Source organism: Duganella sp. BJB1802, from assembly GCF_013369445.1.
GTDB classification, from domain to species: Bacteria; Pseudomonadota; Gammaproteobacteria; order Burkholderiales; family Burkholderiaceae_D; genus Rugamonas; species Rugamonas vulcania_A.
The window spans coordinates 162,057-178,072 of record NZ_JABWEF010000008.1 but is presented as its reverse complement, the minus strand read 5'-3'; the positions used below and the strand labels follow the sequence as shown (position 1 = coordinate 178,072).

The 16,016-nt window shown below is 63.4% G+C and carries 11 protein-coding genes; 6 read left to right on the top strand and 5 right to left on the bottom strand.

What is annotated here, in order from left to right; all coding sequences use genetic code 11:
* Positions 1-15 precede the first annotated feature (15 nt).
* Genes HUX88_RS14755 through HUX88_RS14735 form a run of 5 tightly spaced genes read right to left on the bottom strand, consistent with a single transcriptional unit; the run spans position 16 to position 7,987 of the window.
* A complete protein-coding gene (locus tag HUX88_RS14755) occupies positions 16-816 on the bottom strand; it encodes an OmpA family protein (protein WP_117010928.1) in 801 nt (266 codons plus the stop codon).
* A 2-nt stretch (positions 817-818) separates the two neighbouring features.
* A complete protein-coding gene (tagF, locus tag HUX88_RS14750) occupies positions 819-1,805 on the bottom strand; it encodes a type VI secretion system-associated protein TagF (RefSeq protein ID WP_117010926.1) in 987 nt (328 codons plus the stop codon).
* On the bottom strand, positions 1,802-5,698 hold the full coding sequence (tssM, locus tag HUX88_RS14745; protein ID WP_229219367.1) for a type VI secretion system membrane subunit TssM: 3,897 nt from the start codon (positions 5,696-5,698) through the stop codon (positions 1,802-1,804). The genes tagF and tssM overlap by 4 nt, the downstream gene beginning before the upstream one ends.
* Before the next feature lie 32 nt (positions 5,699-5,730).
* Positions 5,731-7,104, bottom strand: coding sequence for a hypothetical protein (locus tag HUX88_RS14740; protein ID WP_229219358.1), 1,374 nt, complete (start codon positions 7,102-7,104; stop codon positions 5,731-5,733).
* A gap of 43 nt (positions 7,105-7,147) precedes the next feature.
* Positions 7,148-7,987 (bottom strand): M15 family metallopeptidase, encoded by an 840-nt coding sequence (locus tag HUX88_RS14735; RefSeq protein ID WP_176362262.1) that lies wholly within the window; start codon positions 7,985-7,987, stop codon positions 7,148-7,150.
* Between the two features lie 206 nt (positions 7,988-8,193).
* Here HUX88_RS14735 and HUX88_RS14730 point away from each other — a divergent pair, with 206 nt between their 5' ends.
* The 6 genes from HUX88_RS14730 (at position 8,194) to HUX88_RS14705 (ending at position 15,958) form a co-directional block, all read left to right on the top strand.
* Positions 8,194-9,027 carry a hypothetical protein gene (locus HUX88_RS14730; protein ID WP_176362261.1) on the top strand — a complete coding sequence of 278 codons (834 nt, stop codon included), beginning with the start codon at positions 8,194-8,196 and terminating at the stop codon, positions 9,025-9,027.
* Entirely contained in the window at positions 9,024-11,897 is a 2,874-nt protein-coding gene (locus HUX88_RS14725; protein WP_176362260.1) for a type VI secretion system Vgr family protein, read from the top strand. The genes HUX88_RS14730 and HUX88_RS14725 overlap by 4 nt, the downstream gene beginning before the upstream one ends.
* A 9-nt stretch (positions 11,898-11,906) precedes the next feature.
* Positions 11,907-12,818, top strand: coding sequence for a DUF4123 domain-containing protein (locus tag HUX88_RS14720; RefSeq protein ID WP_176362259.1), 912 nt, complete (start codon positions 11,907-11,909; stop codon positions 12,816-12,818).
* Positions 12,819-12,933: 115 nt separating this feature from the next.
* A complete protein-coding gene (locus HUX88_RS14715; RefSeq protein ID WP_176362258.1) occupies positions 12,934-13,287 on the top strand; it encodes a DUF3304 domain-containing protein in 354 nt (117 codons plus the stop codon).
* A gap of 30 nt (positions 13,288-13,317) precedes the next feature.
* Positions 13,318-13,776, top strand: coding sequence for a DUF3304 domain-containing protein (locus tag HUX88_RS14710; RefSeq protein WP_176362257.1), 459 nt, complete (start codon positions 13,318-13,320; stop codon positions 13,774-13,776).
* A gap of 7 nt (positions 13,777-13,783) precedes the next feature.
* Positions 13,784-15,958, top strand: coding sequence for a DUF2235 domain-containing protein (locus tag HUX88_RS14705; RefSeq protein WP_229219357.1), 2,175 nt, complete (start codon positions 13,784-13,786; stop codon positions 15,956-15,958).
* Positions 15,959-16,016: the final 58 nt, after the last annotated feature.

Here is a 16,016-nt window from a genome sequence, read left to right as displayed (position 1 = left end):
ATGTCCTCTTTTTGATTATTGGGCCATTCGGAACTCGATGCGGCGGTTGCGTGCGCGTCCATCCGCGCTGTCGTTGCTGGCGATTGGGCGGTCGGGGCCTTGGCCGCTGGCGGTCAGCAGGTCGCCATTCAGGCCGTGGCTTGAGAAGTAGGCCTTGACGGTCTCCGCGCGCGCCTGGCTCAGGCCAAGGTTGGTGGCGCGCAGGCCGGCGCTGTCGGTGTGGCCGATGATCTCGACCTTGCGCCCTTTGAGCTTGAGCAGCGCGGCCAGCATCTCGTCCAGGATGGCCTTGCCGGCCGGCGTCAACGTGGCCTTGCCGCTTTCGAATTCCACGGTGCGGTTGGCCAGCGTGCTATCGAGGATGCTCTGGTCGGCGGCCGATACGCGCAGGCCGTTGTTGACGGTGTAGGTCGGATTGAGGCTGGTGGCGACATTGCTGGCGATGCGCTGGCGCTGCGCTTCGTTGGCGACCTCGCCGCGCAGGCTGACATTGCTGCCGTCGATCTTGAGCTGGCCGCGGCTGATCTGCTTCAGGTCCGGGGTGATCAGTTTTTGTACGTAGCCGTTCCAGTTGGCCGGCATGGCGACCGGCCCGATGGCGATCTGGTCGACCACCTTGTCGGCGCCGTAAACTTCGCGCAGCTTGGCTAGAACAGCGGCCTTGCTGCCTTCGTCCGGCACGGTGCCGCTGGCCAGCACCTGGCCCGGTTCGGGCGCGGCGGGCGCCAGGCCGGGGTTCTGGGCACCGGCGCCGGCGGCGCCGAGCGCGCACAGGGCGGTCAGCAGGGCGTTGGCTATCAATTTGTTAGAGCGCATGATCAGGTTCCGATAAACGCCGCGCCGACGGAATCCAGCGCGGACTTGAGTGACAGGTTGGCTTGCGCCAGGTAGGTGGACAGCTTCTTGATGCCGTAGTCGGAATCGATCTGCTCCTCCACCCAATCCAGTTGTTCGAAGTCGATGTGATGATCGAATCCGGCTTGCGGATCGACGATGGCGCGCAGCGTTTGAGCCGACGCGCCGCTGAAGCCCACGATCATCGCCGGCCTCTGGTCGATACGGGTGACGAACAGCGCCAGCTCGAAATCGGCGCGCGCCAGGAACGGCGTAATCAGGTGCATCCAGAACGCCGCGACCAGGTTGCGGTACATCGGATCGGTCGGCAGCGGCAGCAGCAGGCTCTTTTCCAGGCGGCTGGAGCTGCTGGCCATGACCGGTTGCAGCAGCATACCCAGCGCCAGCAGGATTTGCCGCGCAGTGCCTTTGAAGCCGGTCTGCGCCAGCATCGCGTCGAGCGCGCCCACGGTTTGCAGTTCGAGGAAGTCCTCGAAGGCCGCATCGTAGGCGGCCGCGCGCAGATCGAGTTCGATCATGTGGTTGGCGGCGCTTTGCAGCGGCAGTGTCGGGTCGCTGGCTTCGCGCACGCCGGCGGTCAGCGCTTCAAGGCGGTTCCACATGCGTGTCAGCACCAGCGGCGCGTTCTCCACGAACGCCGTGGGTTCGCTGACCTCCATCGATCCCATCATCAGGAAGGGATAGCGGCGGCTGGACTGGTCGCTGCTGGCGACGATGTGGCCGGCGATGGCGTGCCGGCGGCGTGGACCGACGAAGGCGAAATGCAGCGGTGCGGCGGCGTCGTAGTTCAGCTTCCAGCGGGCGTCTGTGCTTAGCAGGTCCATCGCGTGCGACAGCCAGTCGTCCAGCACCTTGATCAGGGCCGGGCTGTCGCTGCCCTTGACGAAATCGCCCCGGGTTGGAATCTTGCCGAAGTAGCCGACGCTGATCGGAGTAACGCCCCGGCTCATTGAGCGGCTCCCATGGTGGCCGCCGCCGCGGTGCGTGTCGGCGGCGCCGCAGGTTTGGGCGCGACCGTGCCCGCCGGGGCGGGCGCCGGTGCCGGCGCCGATGGCGCGCTTGGCGCAGCCGGTGCGGAAACGGGCGCCGGCGCCGTGGCGATGATCGACTCCGGCAGGCGCAGGCGCTTGAAGCCTTGTGCGGCCTGCACGGGCTGCGGTGCGGGCGCCTGTTCGGTGGCCACGATTTTCAGGTTAGCGGTGACGACCACGCCGGCGTTGTCCCAGCTCAGTTCAAATGCGCCATTGTCCTTGCGTTTGCGGTTGGCGGCGTCGATCATTTTCTTCAGGCCGAAATGGCCAGGCTCGTTGAGCAGCACGACGTTGCGGCCTTCAGGTGTGATGGCGGTGATCTTCGAGCCGGGCACGCCCTGCGGATTCGGCCAGGCCATGTGCACCCACGGCTGCGGTTGGCCGCGCCAGCGCAGCGACTGGCCGTCGATTTCGATGGTGAACTCGGTGGCGCCGGTGGCGCCCAGCGCCTGCAGATCGAACTTGGTTTGCGCCTCGCCACCGCTGGATGCGGCGGTGTTGGCGACACCGGCCGCCGACAGCGGTGCGATCCAGTTCGGGAAGGCCGCCACCACCGGCGGCGCCAGGTTGACGCCCATGTCGGCCCAGGTCTTGGCGCTCAGCGAGTCGCCACGGCGCACGACCAGCGGGCCTATGGTGGTGTTGAAGAATTTGGCGATGGCGCCGTCCGGGCCGAAGATCTCGCCGATTTCGGCGTTGCTGGCTTCCGCCCGCGATTCGGTCGCGAATGGATACTTCAGCGCCAGGTTCTTGCTGAACGGTTGCAGCACCTGCGCGGCCCAGACCTTGTCGATTTCGGCTTCGGTCGGCTTGACGATGACGGCGAAGGTCTGCATCAGCGGACGCACGAGGATAGGGCGGATCGCCAGTTTCTGCGCATCGGTCATCCCGATCAGCATTTGTTCATCGACGTATTTGAGGGCGTCGGCCAGTTCGGAGCCGGTGCCGTCCAGCGTCTGCTGCATCAGCTGCTTGGCGCCGGGGCCCGGGTCGCCCTGGTTCTTGATCTGGTTGAAGCGGGTGCGCAGCTTGGACATCTGTTCGACGTAGCCACGCATCAGCGACGTGTCCCTGTCCTTGGCGACGACCAGGCGCGCCACGCCGGAGAACTCGCGTCCGACGGGGCCCAGCGGCAGCGGCGCGTTCGGCGTGCTGCCGGTGCTGGCGACGTTGATGTTGATCTGCGACGGCTTCTGGCGCAGGATGGTTTCGCGGAACCAGCCGGTGACGCCGCGTTGTGCGCGTTGCAGGCCGGCGTCCAGCAGCGACGGATTGTCCCACGAGGTTTGCTCGTAGACGGTCGTCACCAGCTTGTTCAGCGGCGAGGTTTGCGGATCGCCCAGGCGGTTCATCGCGGCGGCGGCGTTCTCGAAGGTCTGCAGGTCGCGGATGGTTACGCCCTGCACGAACTTCTCCCATTCCTTGGCGTAGTCGTTCTTGTACAGCTCAACCAGCGACTTCTGGATCTGTTCCGGGCTGCCTTCCAATGTCAGGTCGTCCTTGGACGAGGTTTTCAGCACCCAGTCGGCGCTTTGCATTTCGCGGTTGGCCGCGTCGCGGAAGGCGTCCTGTACGAAGCCCTCCCACGCCTGGTGGGTGAAGCTGCCCGGAATGGCGTAGCTGCCCAGTACCAGTTCCTTGTCCTGCTCGCCGACGATGCGGGCGACCGTCATCGACGGGAAGCGGGTTGCGGCGCGGGCCTTGACGTCGGCGTAGACGCGTTCACGCGCGGGCATGCCGCGCACCACGCGGCGCAGGTTGTCGCGGGTCTGGTCGACCAGCGCCAGTTTGCCATCGATCTGCGGCCAGGAGGTGTCGTTGATCTGCGCAAGGTAGAAGGAGATCATGCGCTCGGCGCTGCGTATCATCTGCTCGCGCGGCATGGCGCCACGGTTCCCGTCCAGCCAGACGCGCCAGAAGCGGGTCAGCTGGTCGTTCAGGTGGCCGGCTTCGGCGCGCGACTTGTCGCTCAACATCAGGTAGGTTTTCAGCGCGTTGTAGGCGTCTTCCGCGTTGGCAGGCGACGAGTCCTTGAACTGCGTGGCGCCGTTGTTGACCGGTGCGGCGGCGGTGGCGTCGGCGGCTGGCGCGCCGGCTGCCGCAGCCGTCACCGGCTTGGACATCGGCTGCAGCTGCGCCGCGCCGCTGTTGACTTCCCCGAGGAAGGCTTCCAGCGACTGGCCGACTGGCTTGAGCATCACCTCGCGCACGCCGGCGAAGTATTCCTCGCGCAGCTTGCGGTCGAGCAGGTCGCCCTGGTACAGGCCAAGGCCCAGCGACAGCGGGCGGTGTTCGCGATAGCTGTCCAGCTGCTCGATGCGGTCCTGCAGGATCTCCAGCGCCTGGAAGCGCGATTGCAGGTCCATGCGGTTCTGCTGCACCTTGATGGCCTGGTCCAGGTCCGCCTGCACGTTGGCGACCAGCTGGCGGTTGTTCATGTAGGACCAGCTCCAGCCGGCCAGCGCCAGGCCGACGAAGGCGGTGGCGGCGAAGAAGGCGACGTAGCGCATGCGCGTCTTGGCGGGGCTGGCGTATTGCGCGACAAGGTCCTTGTCCGCGAAGATCACTTTGCGGAACAGGTTAAGCAGGAAGTAGCCCTGCTGCTGGTGGGTTTCCTCGTGTTCCTGCGGCTGCAGTTTCAGGTCGAAGCGCTGCGCCACGCGGTGCGAGGAGGCGGAGACGGATTCGCCTTCCTGCAGAGCGCTGGTGAAATAGAAGCCGCGGAATACGGGCTTGAACTGGAACGGGTTCTCCTCGAACAGCGTGGCGATGAAGGCGCGCAGCGACGGTTTGATCGAGCTGAATTCCAGCGGGAAGGTGAACACGCCGGACGGCATGCGCTCGCGCCATTGCAGGGCCATGTTGGCCTGGCTCAGGTCTTTCAGGCCATCGTACAGTTCATCGAAGCGGGCGTCGAACTGGTCGAGTATCTGCTCGCTGGTGGTGGACTGGCTGTAGGGCAGGGTGGCGCCCCAGATCTTATCGCGCTCGCCGCGTTCGGAGTCCTGGAAGAATTCGTTGAAGCCGGTGATCAGGTCGGCCTTGGTGAAGACCACGTACACCGGCGCGTGGACTTCGAGGCGCTCGGTCAGCTCCTGCACGCGCTGGCGCAGGTTCTTGGCCAGGTTGATGGCGAATTCCGGCCGGTTGCGCGTCAGCTCGGCGACGCTGACGGCGATGATGACGCCATTGATCGGCGCTTTCTTGCGGTATTTTTTCAGCAGGTCGAGGAAGCCGAACCACTCGCCTCGGTCCTCGTCGACCACCGAGTAGCGGCCGGCCGTATCGAGCAGGATGCCGTCGGTGGTGAAGAACCAGTCGCAATTGCGGGTGCCGCCCACGCCTTGCACGATCTTGGTGTCGGCGAACGGGAACTGCAGGCCGGAGCTGGCGATCGCCGTGCTCTTGCCGGCAGCCGGATTACCGATGACCATATACCACGGCAGCTCGTACAGCGCGGCGTTGCCGGAGAACTGGCCGATTTTCGAGCCCTTGATGGTGGCGATGGCGTCCAGCAGGCGCTTGCGGATCACGTCCGTTTCCTGGCGCTGGGCCGGGTCGGTCTTGGCGGGGGCTTTGTTGACCTGCTGTTCCAGCATGTCGCCCAGTTGGGCGGCGGCGCGCTGCTTGCGCCGGCGGCGCCACAGCCAGACGATGGCGCCGAACAGCAGTGCGATCGCCAGCACGGTCCAGGCGACGCTGGCCGGCCATTCGAAGATGGCGGACGCGATCAGCAAACAGGCGGCGAAGGCCACCCAGCCGATCACAATCAGGCTGTTGCGGGACGTCAGGAATTGCCAGGTTTTTTGCATCATGATTGGGGCTCTAGGAAAAATCGGGAAAATCAAACAGGTACGGCTGCGGCGGGACCGATGACGGCGACGTCGCGCCGGAACGGGTCCAGGTTACTGATGCAGAGGATGACGGCTTTGCGGCTTTCCGCTTCCTGCCGCGCCACGGCCAGCGCGGTCAGCCAGGTGACGGCGCCGCAGTTGCCGCAGCTGGCGCCGACGCTGAAGATGTCGACGCCGGGATCGAGTTGCGGAGTCGCTTCCGACGCGACGCCCATCAGCTCCATGACGCGGCTGGTGCGGTGGTCGGAGTCGGCGCTGATCAAGGCGATGGCCGATGCTTCGCGGCCCGCGCCTTGCAGCGCCTTGGCGCTGAGTTCCTGCAGAAGTTCGGCGTTGGCGCGCTTGGATTCGTCGGCGGAATGGGGCCGGCGTCCGCCGCTCACGGCCAGCAATTGGGGCTGCTCGCCTCCGGTCCCCAGCAGCGTCGCCTGGAGGGCGTCGGTCAGCAGCAGGCCGGCCGCGCCCTCGCCGGGGATCTGGCCTTGCGGCTGGTTGGCGTTGAATAGCGCGCCGCCGTTCTCCAGCCTTTCGACGCTGCCGGCGCCGAGGTGCGAACCGCAGGTGACGATCATGGCGAGCGCCGGCGGTTCGTTCGACAGCAGCCGCGCCAGCACGGTACCGACTTCGGTGCCCAGGGCGCCGCGTTCGGGGGCGACGGTGATGCGGTCTTCGGGCCAGCCGGATTGAGTCACCAGGTGGCGGAACCAGAGTGCGGCGGCCTGGCGGTGCTCCGGCTGCCAGTCGGCCTGCCATACCGGCTGCAGTTGCAGCATCGGCAGCGACAGGGGCTCGCGGCGGGCCACCTGTCCGGCGTGGAGCTCCAGCAGCGGATGGGCGCCAAGATAGGCGCTCAATTCGACGACCACTTCGCTGCCGGCGCTGAGTGCGCGCCATTGCTCGTCGCTGAAGTGGGGCGCCGTGTGGTTCGCCGCCAGCCAGTCCGACATCTCGGTGCGGGTGGCGTCGGCGTCGATGTCGGCGATGCGGGCGCTCATGACGGGGTAGCCGTAGGCGTCGTTGAGTTCCGGGTCCAGCGCGGGACGGGCCTTGTTTTCGGCCAGTGTGGCGCTCAGTTCAGCGGGTGAGGCGCCATGCGGCGCGCGCACGGCGGCGGCCACCAGCGACAGCGTTGGACCGCGCGCCGGCGCGGCCGGCGCCTCGGATTGCGCGGCGACGGTGGATGTCGCGGCGGCGGCGGGAGCGCTGATGCCGTTGTAGATTTTCCGTCCCAGCCAGAACGCGGCCAGCAACGCCAGGGGCAGCACCAGCAGGTACAGCACCAGGTCGTCGGTGGCCGGCACGCGGTTGTTCGAGCGCCAGAACCAGACCGCGCCGAGCCAGCTGGCGCCAAACGCCAGCATCATTGTCATCAAATTTTTAAGCCATGCCGCCATCTTCGCCCGTACCTTATCGTCTCATCACACCGGGCATGCGCAGTTCCGTATGCCCGAAATCCATCATCTTCCAACGTCCGCCCCAGGTCAGGCCCAGCGACTCGGCCACTTCGCCGTAGAGCTGGTAGCCGCGCATGGCCCACGGATCTTTTTCGGAGATCACCAGCTTGCCGTCGCGCAGGAAGGCGCAGTCGGCGGCCAGGCCGTATTGGTGCCAGCTCTGGAACGCCGCCGCGTTGGTGACGTTCGGTCCCATCGCGGCCAGCGCGTTCTGGCGTTCCGGGCTGCGGTAGCCTTCCAGGATCGCCATGTCGTAGCCGTGCTTTTCCTTCATGATCTTGAAGGCCATCAGCAGCCGTTGCGCGTAGGCCGCGTCCATCAATGCCCAGTCGCGGCTGGCCGATACCAGCATCGGCCGTTCCAGCGCCACTTCGGCCGACGCGAACACCAGCGGCGGCAACGGCGGCGGCGGCACCAGCTGCTCGCCCTGCAGCAGATCGGCGACCTGGGTGTTGACTTCCCTGGTCGAGGTCTCGAAGCCGCTCAGCGTGTTCTTGGTGCTCATCAGCAGCGCCAGCAGCGGCGGAATGCAGATCAGCGCGGTACCGCCCAGGCACAATACATAGTGTTGCCGCAGGAAGGCGCCGACTTCGCCGGCCGAGGCGCGTCCGCTGCGGCCCAGGGCGCTCGCTTCCTGCTGGCGGCGCTGGGCGATGCGGCCGACCCGCTGCTGCAACCGCTGGCTCGCGCCCGCCAGCGCGTTGAGCACGAATTCTCGCCCGGCCGGAAACAGCACCATCCAGCTGATCAGGCAGGCCAGGACGAAATAGAGTGCGATGGCCAGTATCAGCACGACAGCATCTCTCCAGCAGAACGTTGCATCATTAGTATCCTTAAAGCATTGCTTTGAGTATATCTTACAGTTATGACAATCCAGCGCACGATTGAAATCTCCCTGTGAAACGACGTATTTTCGGGGCGCGCACGGTTGAGTTTGTAATATGCGTCGTGTTTTTCTTGAATCGCGTAAAGTAATGCGAAATTAACAAGGAGTACATTTTGCAACGTCAAGACGATCGCCCTTCGAAAGGGGGCAGGCCCAGTCTTCTTTCATCGGAACAGCAGGCGGAAGCCGAGCGCCAGCGCATATTGAGCACGCTCGACAGCAAGCCGACCGCGGCTGGGCCGGCCAAGGCCGCCGGCAAGCCTGCCGGTAAGCGCTCCGGCTTGCTGGTATGGGGCGCGGCGGGCGCCGGCGTGCTGGCCGTCGTCGGCGGCACGCTGGTCTGGATGAGTAATACGCCTGACGAGGACAGCTTGCCGCCGGCGGTGGCGGCTGCTCCGGCAGCCACTGCCGCGCCGGTGGCTGCTGCGCCGCCCGGCCCGGCCGAGTCCGACGTATCGACCGCCGCGATCCTGGAAGAAGCGGCCCCTTCCAGCCCGGCGGCGGAAGGCAAGCTGCCGTCGCTGAAGGAAATGCTGACCGCGCCGGCCAAGCCGGCATCCGGCCGCGACGAGCTCAAGCAAGCACTGGAGCGGCCGCAGGCGAAGCCGCAGCACATCGCCAAGGCGGAACACAAACCCGAGCGCAAGGCCGAGCACAAGCTTGAGCGCAAGCCGGACAATGCCAAGCTGGCGCAAAAGGCGCCGGCCAAGGAGAAGGAGAAGGGCAAGCAGGACAGCGACGTCACGCTGATCACCGCGTTGATGGCGCATCTGCAGACGCGTGGGCCGGTCAAGAAGACCAGCACGCCTGCCGACCAGCTCAAGACCTGCAAGCAGTACAACGCCGCCGGCGAAGAGCAGTGCCGGGCCCGCCTGTGCGCGGCCGATGCCAAGAAAGAGCCGGAATGTAAGGCCGCCCCGGCCGCCAAGACCGCGTCGAACTCATGAGTATCGCGTTGCTTGAGAAAATCACCGCCGCGCTGGCGCAGTTCTCCAGTGCGACGCGCCTGTACGCGCTGAAGCTGGGCGACGACGATGCGGACCTGGGTTCGGGCGGCCTGCTGGTGGAGGCGTTTTGCGCCGACGACATGGTGCAGGGTACGGGCGCGCGCGACATCATCGTGCTGTCGACCAACGCGCACGTCGAGCTGGCGCCGTTGCTGGGCAGGCCGGCCAGCCTGGAAGTGAGTCTGGCGGACGGCAGCCGCGCTACCTTCAGCGGCGACATCACGCAGGCGGCCATGCTGGGCAGCGAGGGCGGCCTGGCGCGCTTCCGCCTGCGGTTGACGCCGTGGTTGTGGCGCCTGAGCCAGGTGCGCAACAGCCGCGTTTGGCAGGACAAGACGGTGGTCGAGATCGTCGAATCGGTCTTCGAACATTATCAGCCGCTGGCGCAATGGCGCTGGAGCGAAGAGGTCGACAGCTTCCTGGCCGATGTGTCGGCGCGCAGCTATTGCTGCCAGTACCGCGAGTCGGACTACGACTTCGTGCTGCGCCTGCTGACCGAGGAAGGCCTGGCCTGGCGCTTCGAGGAAACCGACGACGGCCTGTGCATGGTGCTGTTCGCCGACAGCAGCCAGTTGGGCGCGGTGCCCGAGGATGCCAGCAGCGAGGCTGGCGGCGGCATCCGTTTCCACGGCGTGCGCGCCGGCGAGCAGCAGGACACCATCCAGGCATTGCAGGCGCGGCGGACCATCTCGGTCACGCTGACCACCTTGCTCAGCTACGATTACAAGGCCAAGAAAGCCGTCGGCGCCAGCGCGCCATCCAGGCAGCAGTACAAGAAACTGCCGCCGCTGGAAAGCTTCGACATGCCAGGCCAGTACGCCTACACCAGCAGCGGACAGGCCCAGCACTACGCCGAATTGCAGATGCAGGCGCGCGAAGCCCGCAGCCAGTTGTGGCGCGGCCGTTCGACGGTGCGTACGCTGGCGGCGGGCCGGCGCGTCAATGTCACGCAGGGGCCGCTGGCGTCCGCCGATGGGGATGCCGTGCCGGCGTACACGGTGCTGCGCGTGAGCAGCGTCGGCGTCAACAACCTGCCGTCGCCGGCGCAGCACGGCTTGGCCGAGCTGTTTGGTCCCATTCCCGAATTGCTGGAAGAGTTGGCGCCGCGGCGCGACGAGGAGTTCGCGCTGGTGATCGAACAGGCGCGCAAGACCGGCTACGCCAATAGCTTCGAAGCGGTGGCCTCGGACGTGATCTGGCGTCCGCAACTGCCGGACAGCGATGGCCGCAACCATCCAAGGCCGACTGCATCGGGCACGCAGAGCGCCATCGTCATCGGTGCGGATGGATCGGACCAGCCGGCCGGTGCCGACGAGCTGCATTGCGACGTGCTGGGCCGCGTACGCATCCGCTATCACTGGCAGGACAGCGGCGATGCAAGTTGCTGGGTGCGCGTCGCCCAGCGTTCGGCGGGCGGCGGCATGGGCAGCCAGTTCCTGCCGCGCGTGGGGCAGGAGGTGCTGGTGCAGTTCATCGAGAACGATATCGACCGGCCGGTCATCGTTGGCGCCTTGTACAACGGCCAGGGTGAAGGCGGCGTTGCGCCCACGCCGGCAGGACAGGCGGCTGGGGACAGCAAGGCTTCGGTGTTCAATCCGGCCGGCGATCATGCGCCGTCGGCGCAGGGCAATCTGGCGGCGGGCAATAGTCCCTTGTGGCACGGGGCTTCCGCCGATGCGGCCGGGCACGGCAACGCGGCGGCGCAGTGGGGGTTGCGCAGCAAGGAATTCGGTGCGACAGGCTACAACCAGCTGCTGTTCGACGATACCGATGCGCAGGGGCGAGTGCAATTGCGCTCGACGCATGCGGCCAGCGAGCTGACGTTGGGTCATCTGATCCATAGCGCGGACAACTATCGCGGCAGTTTGCGCGGTCAGGGCGCGGAGCTGCGCACCGATGCGTATGGCGCGGTGCGCGCGGCGGGCGGACTGCTGGTGTCGAGCTATGCGATCGGCCACAACGCCACCGAGCGCCAGCCGATGGGCGATAACACGGCTGGCATCGCGCTGCTGAAGCAGGCGGTGCAGCTGGGCCAGACGTTCAGCGATGCGGCCAAGACGCATGAGACGGTAACGCTGGCGTCGCACGTTGGCGCGGAGAAGGCCAACGCCAGCCTCCTTGATGACAAGGCACCGCCGCTGAAGGCGCTGCTGACCGCCGTGTCGGGCATGGTGGGCAACGCCAGCCTGGATGCAGCCCAGGCCGACGCAAGTAAGAAGAAAATGGCGTCTGGTAATGATCAGTTGCCGCATGCGAGCTCGCCGATCATCGCCGTCAGCGGCAAGGCTGGCCTGAGCGTGACCGCCGGCCAAGCCATGCAGTTGTCCAATGGCGAGACGATCTCCTTGATGAGCGGCGACGACATGCAGTTCGTCAGCGGCGGACAGCTGCGCGTACACAGCCAGCAGGCCATCGGCGTGTTGGGCGGCGCGGTCAAACCGGGCGACAACAACCTGGGCGTGCAGATGATCGCGGCCAAGGATGCGGTTGATATCCAGGCGCAAGCGGATGTGCTGAAGGTGCAGGCGCGCGACGAGGTCAACCTGGTCAGCGCCAATGCTTTCGTCGACTGGGCGGCGGCCAAGAGCATTACGCTGTCCACGGCGGGCGGGGCCAATATCACCATCGCGGGCGGCGATATCACCGTACAGTGCCCTGGCAAGATAACGGTCCATGCCGGCACGAAGAACTTTAGCGGGCCGGAGAAGCTCGATTACTCCCTGCCGGCGCTGCCGACCAGCGTGTGCAAGGCATGCTTGTTGGCGGCCTTGCGCGCCGGAAGTCCATTCATGGCCCCGAGCGCGGGCTGAGGAGGAATTATGTTTTTCGCTACTAATCCGCCCCTAGCCACTCTGTCTGTTCAGATCGCGAAGGAATTCCAGCAATTATGCGATGCGTCGCCGTCGGACGAATTGCGGCTGTTTGCGCTGGTCGATGGCGCTTTCGATGAAGAGTTTTTCCGGGTGCGTTCGCCGCGTTTATTTCCGCGGCAGTCCTTGTACGACGGCACCGCCTTGCAGGGACTGGGCACGGCGGTGCCGTATCTGCTAACCGCGCCCGAGGATGCGGAAGCGCGTCTGGCGTGGCTGAACAGGCTGTTTGCCGACTGCGGCGCCAAGCCGATGCTCAGCATCCTGGCCAGCGTGTTGGACACCGATGAGCTGGTGCGGCATATGCGTCCCTATCTGATCGCCATGACACCCGATACAGTTGAGTGGCCGGTGCGCTGGGGTGACACGCGCGTGTTGCCGGCGCTGCTAGAAACGCTGACCGAGCCGGAATGCGGTCAGTTGCTCGCGCCGATGGCGCGTTGGTGGTGGCCTGGTCGCGACGGAGCCTTGCTCAGCTGGCAGGGCGAGGCCACAGTGCCGGCGCCGGCGGCTTTCGACAAGATGCCGCTCAGCGACGAAGTCTTCGCGAGGTTGGTGGATAAGTCTGAGACCGACGGGGTGCTGGCGAATCTGTATGATAGCCAGCCGGATTTGTTCAGGATGGATAGTCCGGCTCAGTGCCATGCGCGTGTGGAGCGGCACCTGCAGGTGGCCAGTGCCAACGGGCTTCACACCGCTCCAGCGCGACAGCACTTCAGCGCGCTGGCCTTGATACTGTCCGACGATTTTACGCAGCACGCGGCCATGTCCGATCTGCTGAGGCGAGTCCGGCAGGGAGCGGATTACAAGGACGAAGTCTCCGCGCTGCCTGATGAATTCTGGCGAATGACGGAACGTTGAGGCTGGTGGGCTTTAAAAATGAAACGATTTATATACTTATTCGCCACTGTCTTAGCGCTAGCTGTCTCAGGATGCGCGCTGCGGCAATCGCAGGCGCGAGCAAGCGATAGCGCCAATGCTCAAGTCGGCATTGCTAACTACACTGGCAATTACATCTACTCTGCCTCTGTTGATGGCGCCGGCGGGGGCAATATGGAAAGTTGGGGGGGGCATCGCCAATATCTGCTGCACTTCAATCCCACGTGTGTGGCATCCGGGGATGAAGGTATTAGTACGTTGGGATATGCCAGTGGGACATCAGCATATCGTGAAGGAAAAAGTTGTAGAAGTCGAAAAATACGAAAGGCCGGGTGATATCTACTTGGTTTTTCTTCCGAATGACGAAGTGCATGTTGTCGTCAGCCGGGATGGGCCTGGCGCTTCTGATTTCCCAATTCAGCATGTTGGCCATCCTAGCGAACCTAACTGATACAACAACCAATTAAAGAAAGCAGCAAAAATGAAACGATTTACATATCTATTCGCTATTGCCATAACGGCGGCTATTTCCGGGTGCGCGCTGCGCCAGTCGCAGGCGCAATCGAGCGATAGGGCTACTGCTCAGGTCGGTATCGTTAACCACACTGGTAACTATATTTATTCGGCCTCGGTGGATGGAGCCGGCGGCGGGAATATGAATGGTTGGGGAGAAGGAATCGCCAATATCTGTTGCACCTCTATTCCCGGTGTTTGGTATCCCGGTATGAAGGTGACGGTTCGATGGGATATGCCTGATGGGCATAAACATATCGTGAAGGAGAAAGTGGTGGAAATCGAGAAATACGAGAGACTCGGTGACATCTATTTGGTATTTTTCCCGAATGACGAAGTGCGTGTTGTCATCAGCCGAAACGGCCCCCGCGCCCCTGACTTTCCAATTCCCCGTGTCGTTAAGCCTGTCGGCCCCTCTTCTAATTAAAAAAGCCATGATTGCAGCCACTCCCACAAAGGCGCCATATCCTGTGGACGCCTTTCTGAAGCCTTCATCTAAGGAACAGTCGACGATTGCCACGACATCTTGCTCTCCGGATACTAACGCGCCGTGCTGTATCCCAGTACGTGTCGGCATATTCTTTGACGGTACAAATAACAACTTGTATCGGGACAAAAATGGAACGCGCGTTGGGGTGATTGTCGATCCGAAAACGAAAAAACAGGCTCCAGTTTTAAGTAGACAGCTAGATGCTGTGGAATTTAGCCACAGCAACGTGGCAAGGCTATTTGAAGCATTTCCTAATGATATGGGCGAAAGTGGCTATTACCCATATTATATTGCCGGTGTGGGGACGCCCTTCCCGGATATTGGCGAGTTAACTGAAACTGATGATGGCAAAGCTTTTGCCAAAGGCGGGCAAGCGCGAATTATATGGGCTCTATTTCAAGTACTTAACTCGCTTTATCGAATAGCCTATGAGGATAGCGTTCTGTTTTCGTCAAAGGAAGCAGGGCGATTAGCCCAAGCCCATGAAAATGAAGTAGGTCGCACGGAGTGGGACACGGAGAACAAGCAGCACAATCGCAAAACGCACCGCGATTGGTTCGAACCTCATCTTCAAAATTTGAGTACAAAGCTGGCGAATAAACCTAAACCGATTATTCCCTCCCTCACGATATCGGTTTTCGGCTTCTCGCGCGGCGGGGCCGAGGCGACTGCTTTTTGTCACTATCTCTCGGAATTGCTGAGCGATGGCAAGCTGATCGGCATCCCCACAAGTATTGATTTTCTCGGCGTATTCGACGTCGTGGCCACAGTCGGTATGTCGGACTCTGCCGGACGTACGACGCCGATACCACGCGTCTTTTTCGATGGCCATTGGGCATGGGCAAAGAAGCTGCTCCTGCCCTTGCCCGATTGTGTGAAGGGCGGCAGGCACTATATCGCCGCGCACGAACAACGCATGAATTTTCCAGTCACACAACTACAGACCACAAGCAGCAAATTCACTGAGGTCTATTTCCCCGGTGTGCACTCCGATGTCGGTGGCGGCTACGCGCCCGGAGAGTATGGCAAAGGACGCGGCGCGCAATCGGCCATGTTGTCGCAGATTCCGTTGGCGTATATGTTCAAAGCCGCTCGTGAAGCTGGCGTGCCGCTGCTACCATTCAGCGAACTTAAACTGGCAGATCAAGACGATTTCCAGGTAAGTGCCGAACTCGCCTCCGCCTGGGACGCTTATACCGATGAGCTTGGAGACAACGGCCATCTCATCAAGGAACACATGAAGCTGTATTACCGTTGGCGCGCCGCTCGCTTGACCACGCTGGAAAGCACGGCCAGCTTTAAGGCCTCAAGTCCACAAGCGCAAGAAGACCTGCGAAGCAGTAACAGGATGCTCATCGGCGATCTGGAGGCCGTGCGGTGGCGGCTAGAGCACAAAAACACCGTAAGGACTGACGCTGATACACCGCCTTACACGCCCAGGGATTTGTCCCGGATAAACCAGTGGCACTACTACCGGGCTCTGCAATATACGCCGCTAGACTCATGGGAAGAGTGGGCCTTGGAGATTTTCAATAAACCTGAGCCGCTGCCGGCGGAGGTGATGCGTTTCTTCGACGATTACGTGCACGACTCGCTGGCGGGCTTCTATCTCGCCGGCGCGGTAACCGAGTTCGACAAACGCAAGCTAATGGCGGACGTCAAGAAAATGTGGTGGCGCAATAAATTCGAGGACAAAGTCTTCGCCCTTGGGCAGAAGATCGAGGCGGCGAAAGCCAAAGAGGAAAAGCACGAACCCTTGACCGATGAAGAGAAGGACCTGCTCGAGCAATCCAAGTACGACACGCCATTCCCCATCATGACGGACGCCGATGCCGCCGACATGCGCAGCCCCGTGATCACCACGCAGACCGCCACCCGGCGCGAAGGCGGCGGCTATCTCCTGCGGCGCAGCTATTATCCACTGGAAGGCTTCATCATGCGGAAGAGTATCCGCGAGAAGGACCTCGACACCGAGCCAACCAGCTCCACCAAACCGAAAAAGGTCGCCGAGCAGACCGCCGAGGTGGAATATGTCTGGGTCGAGAATCTGCCGCTCGCTCTTGCTATGGGGGATCAGTTGCTTCCCGAGTTTGTCGAGTCGGACAGAATGGTGGCGTGACGAAGCCGCTTGGCTTACGGCTTGTCAGCTGGACGGCACAATCGTTGGCGCGCCGATA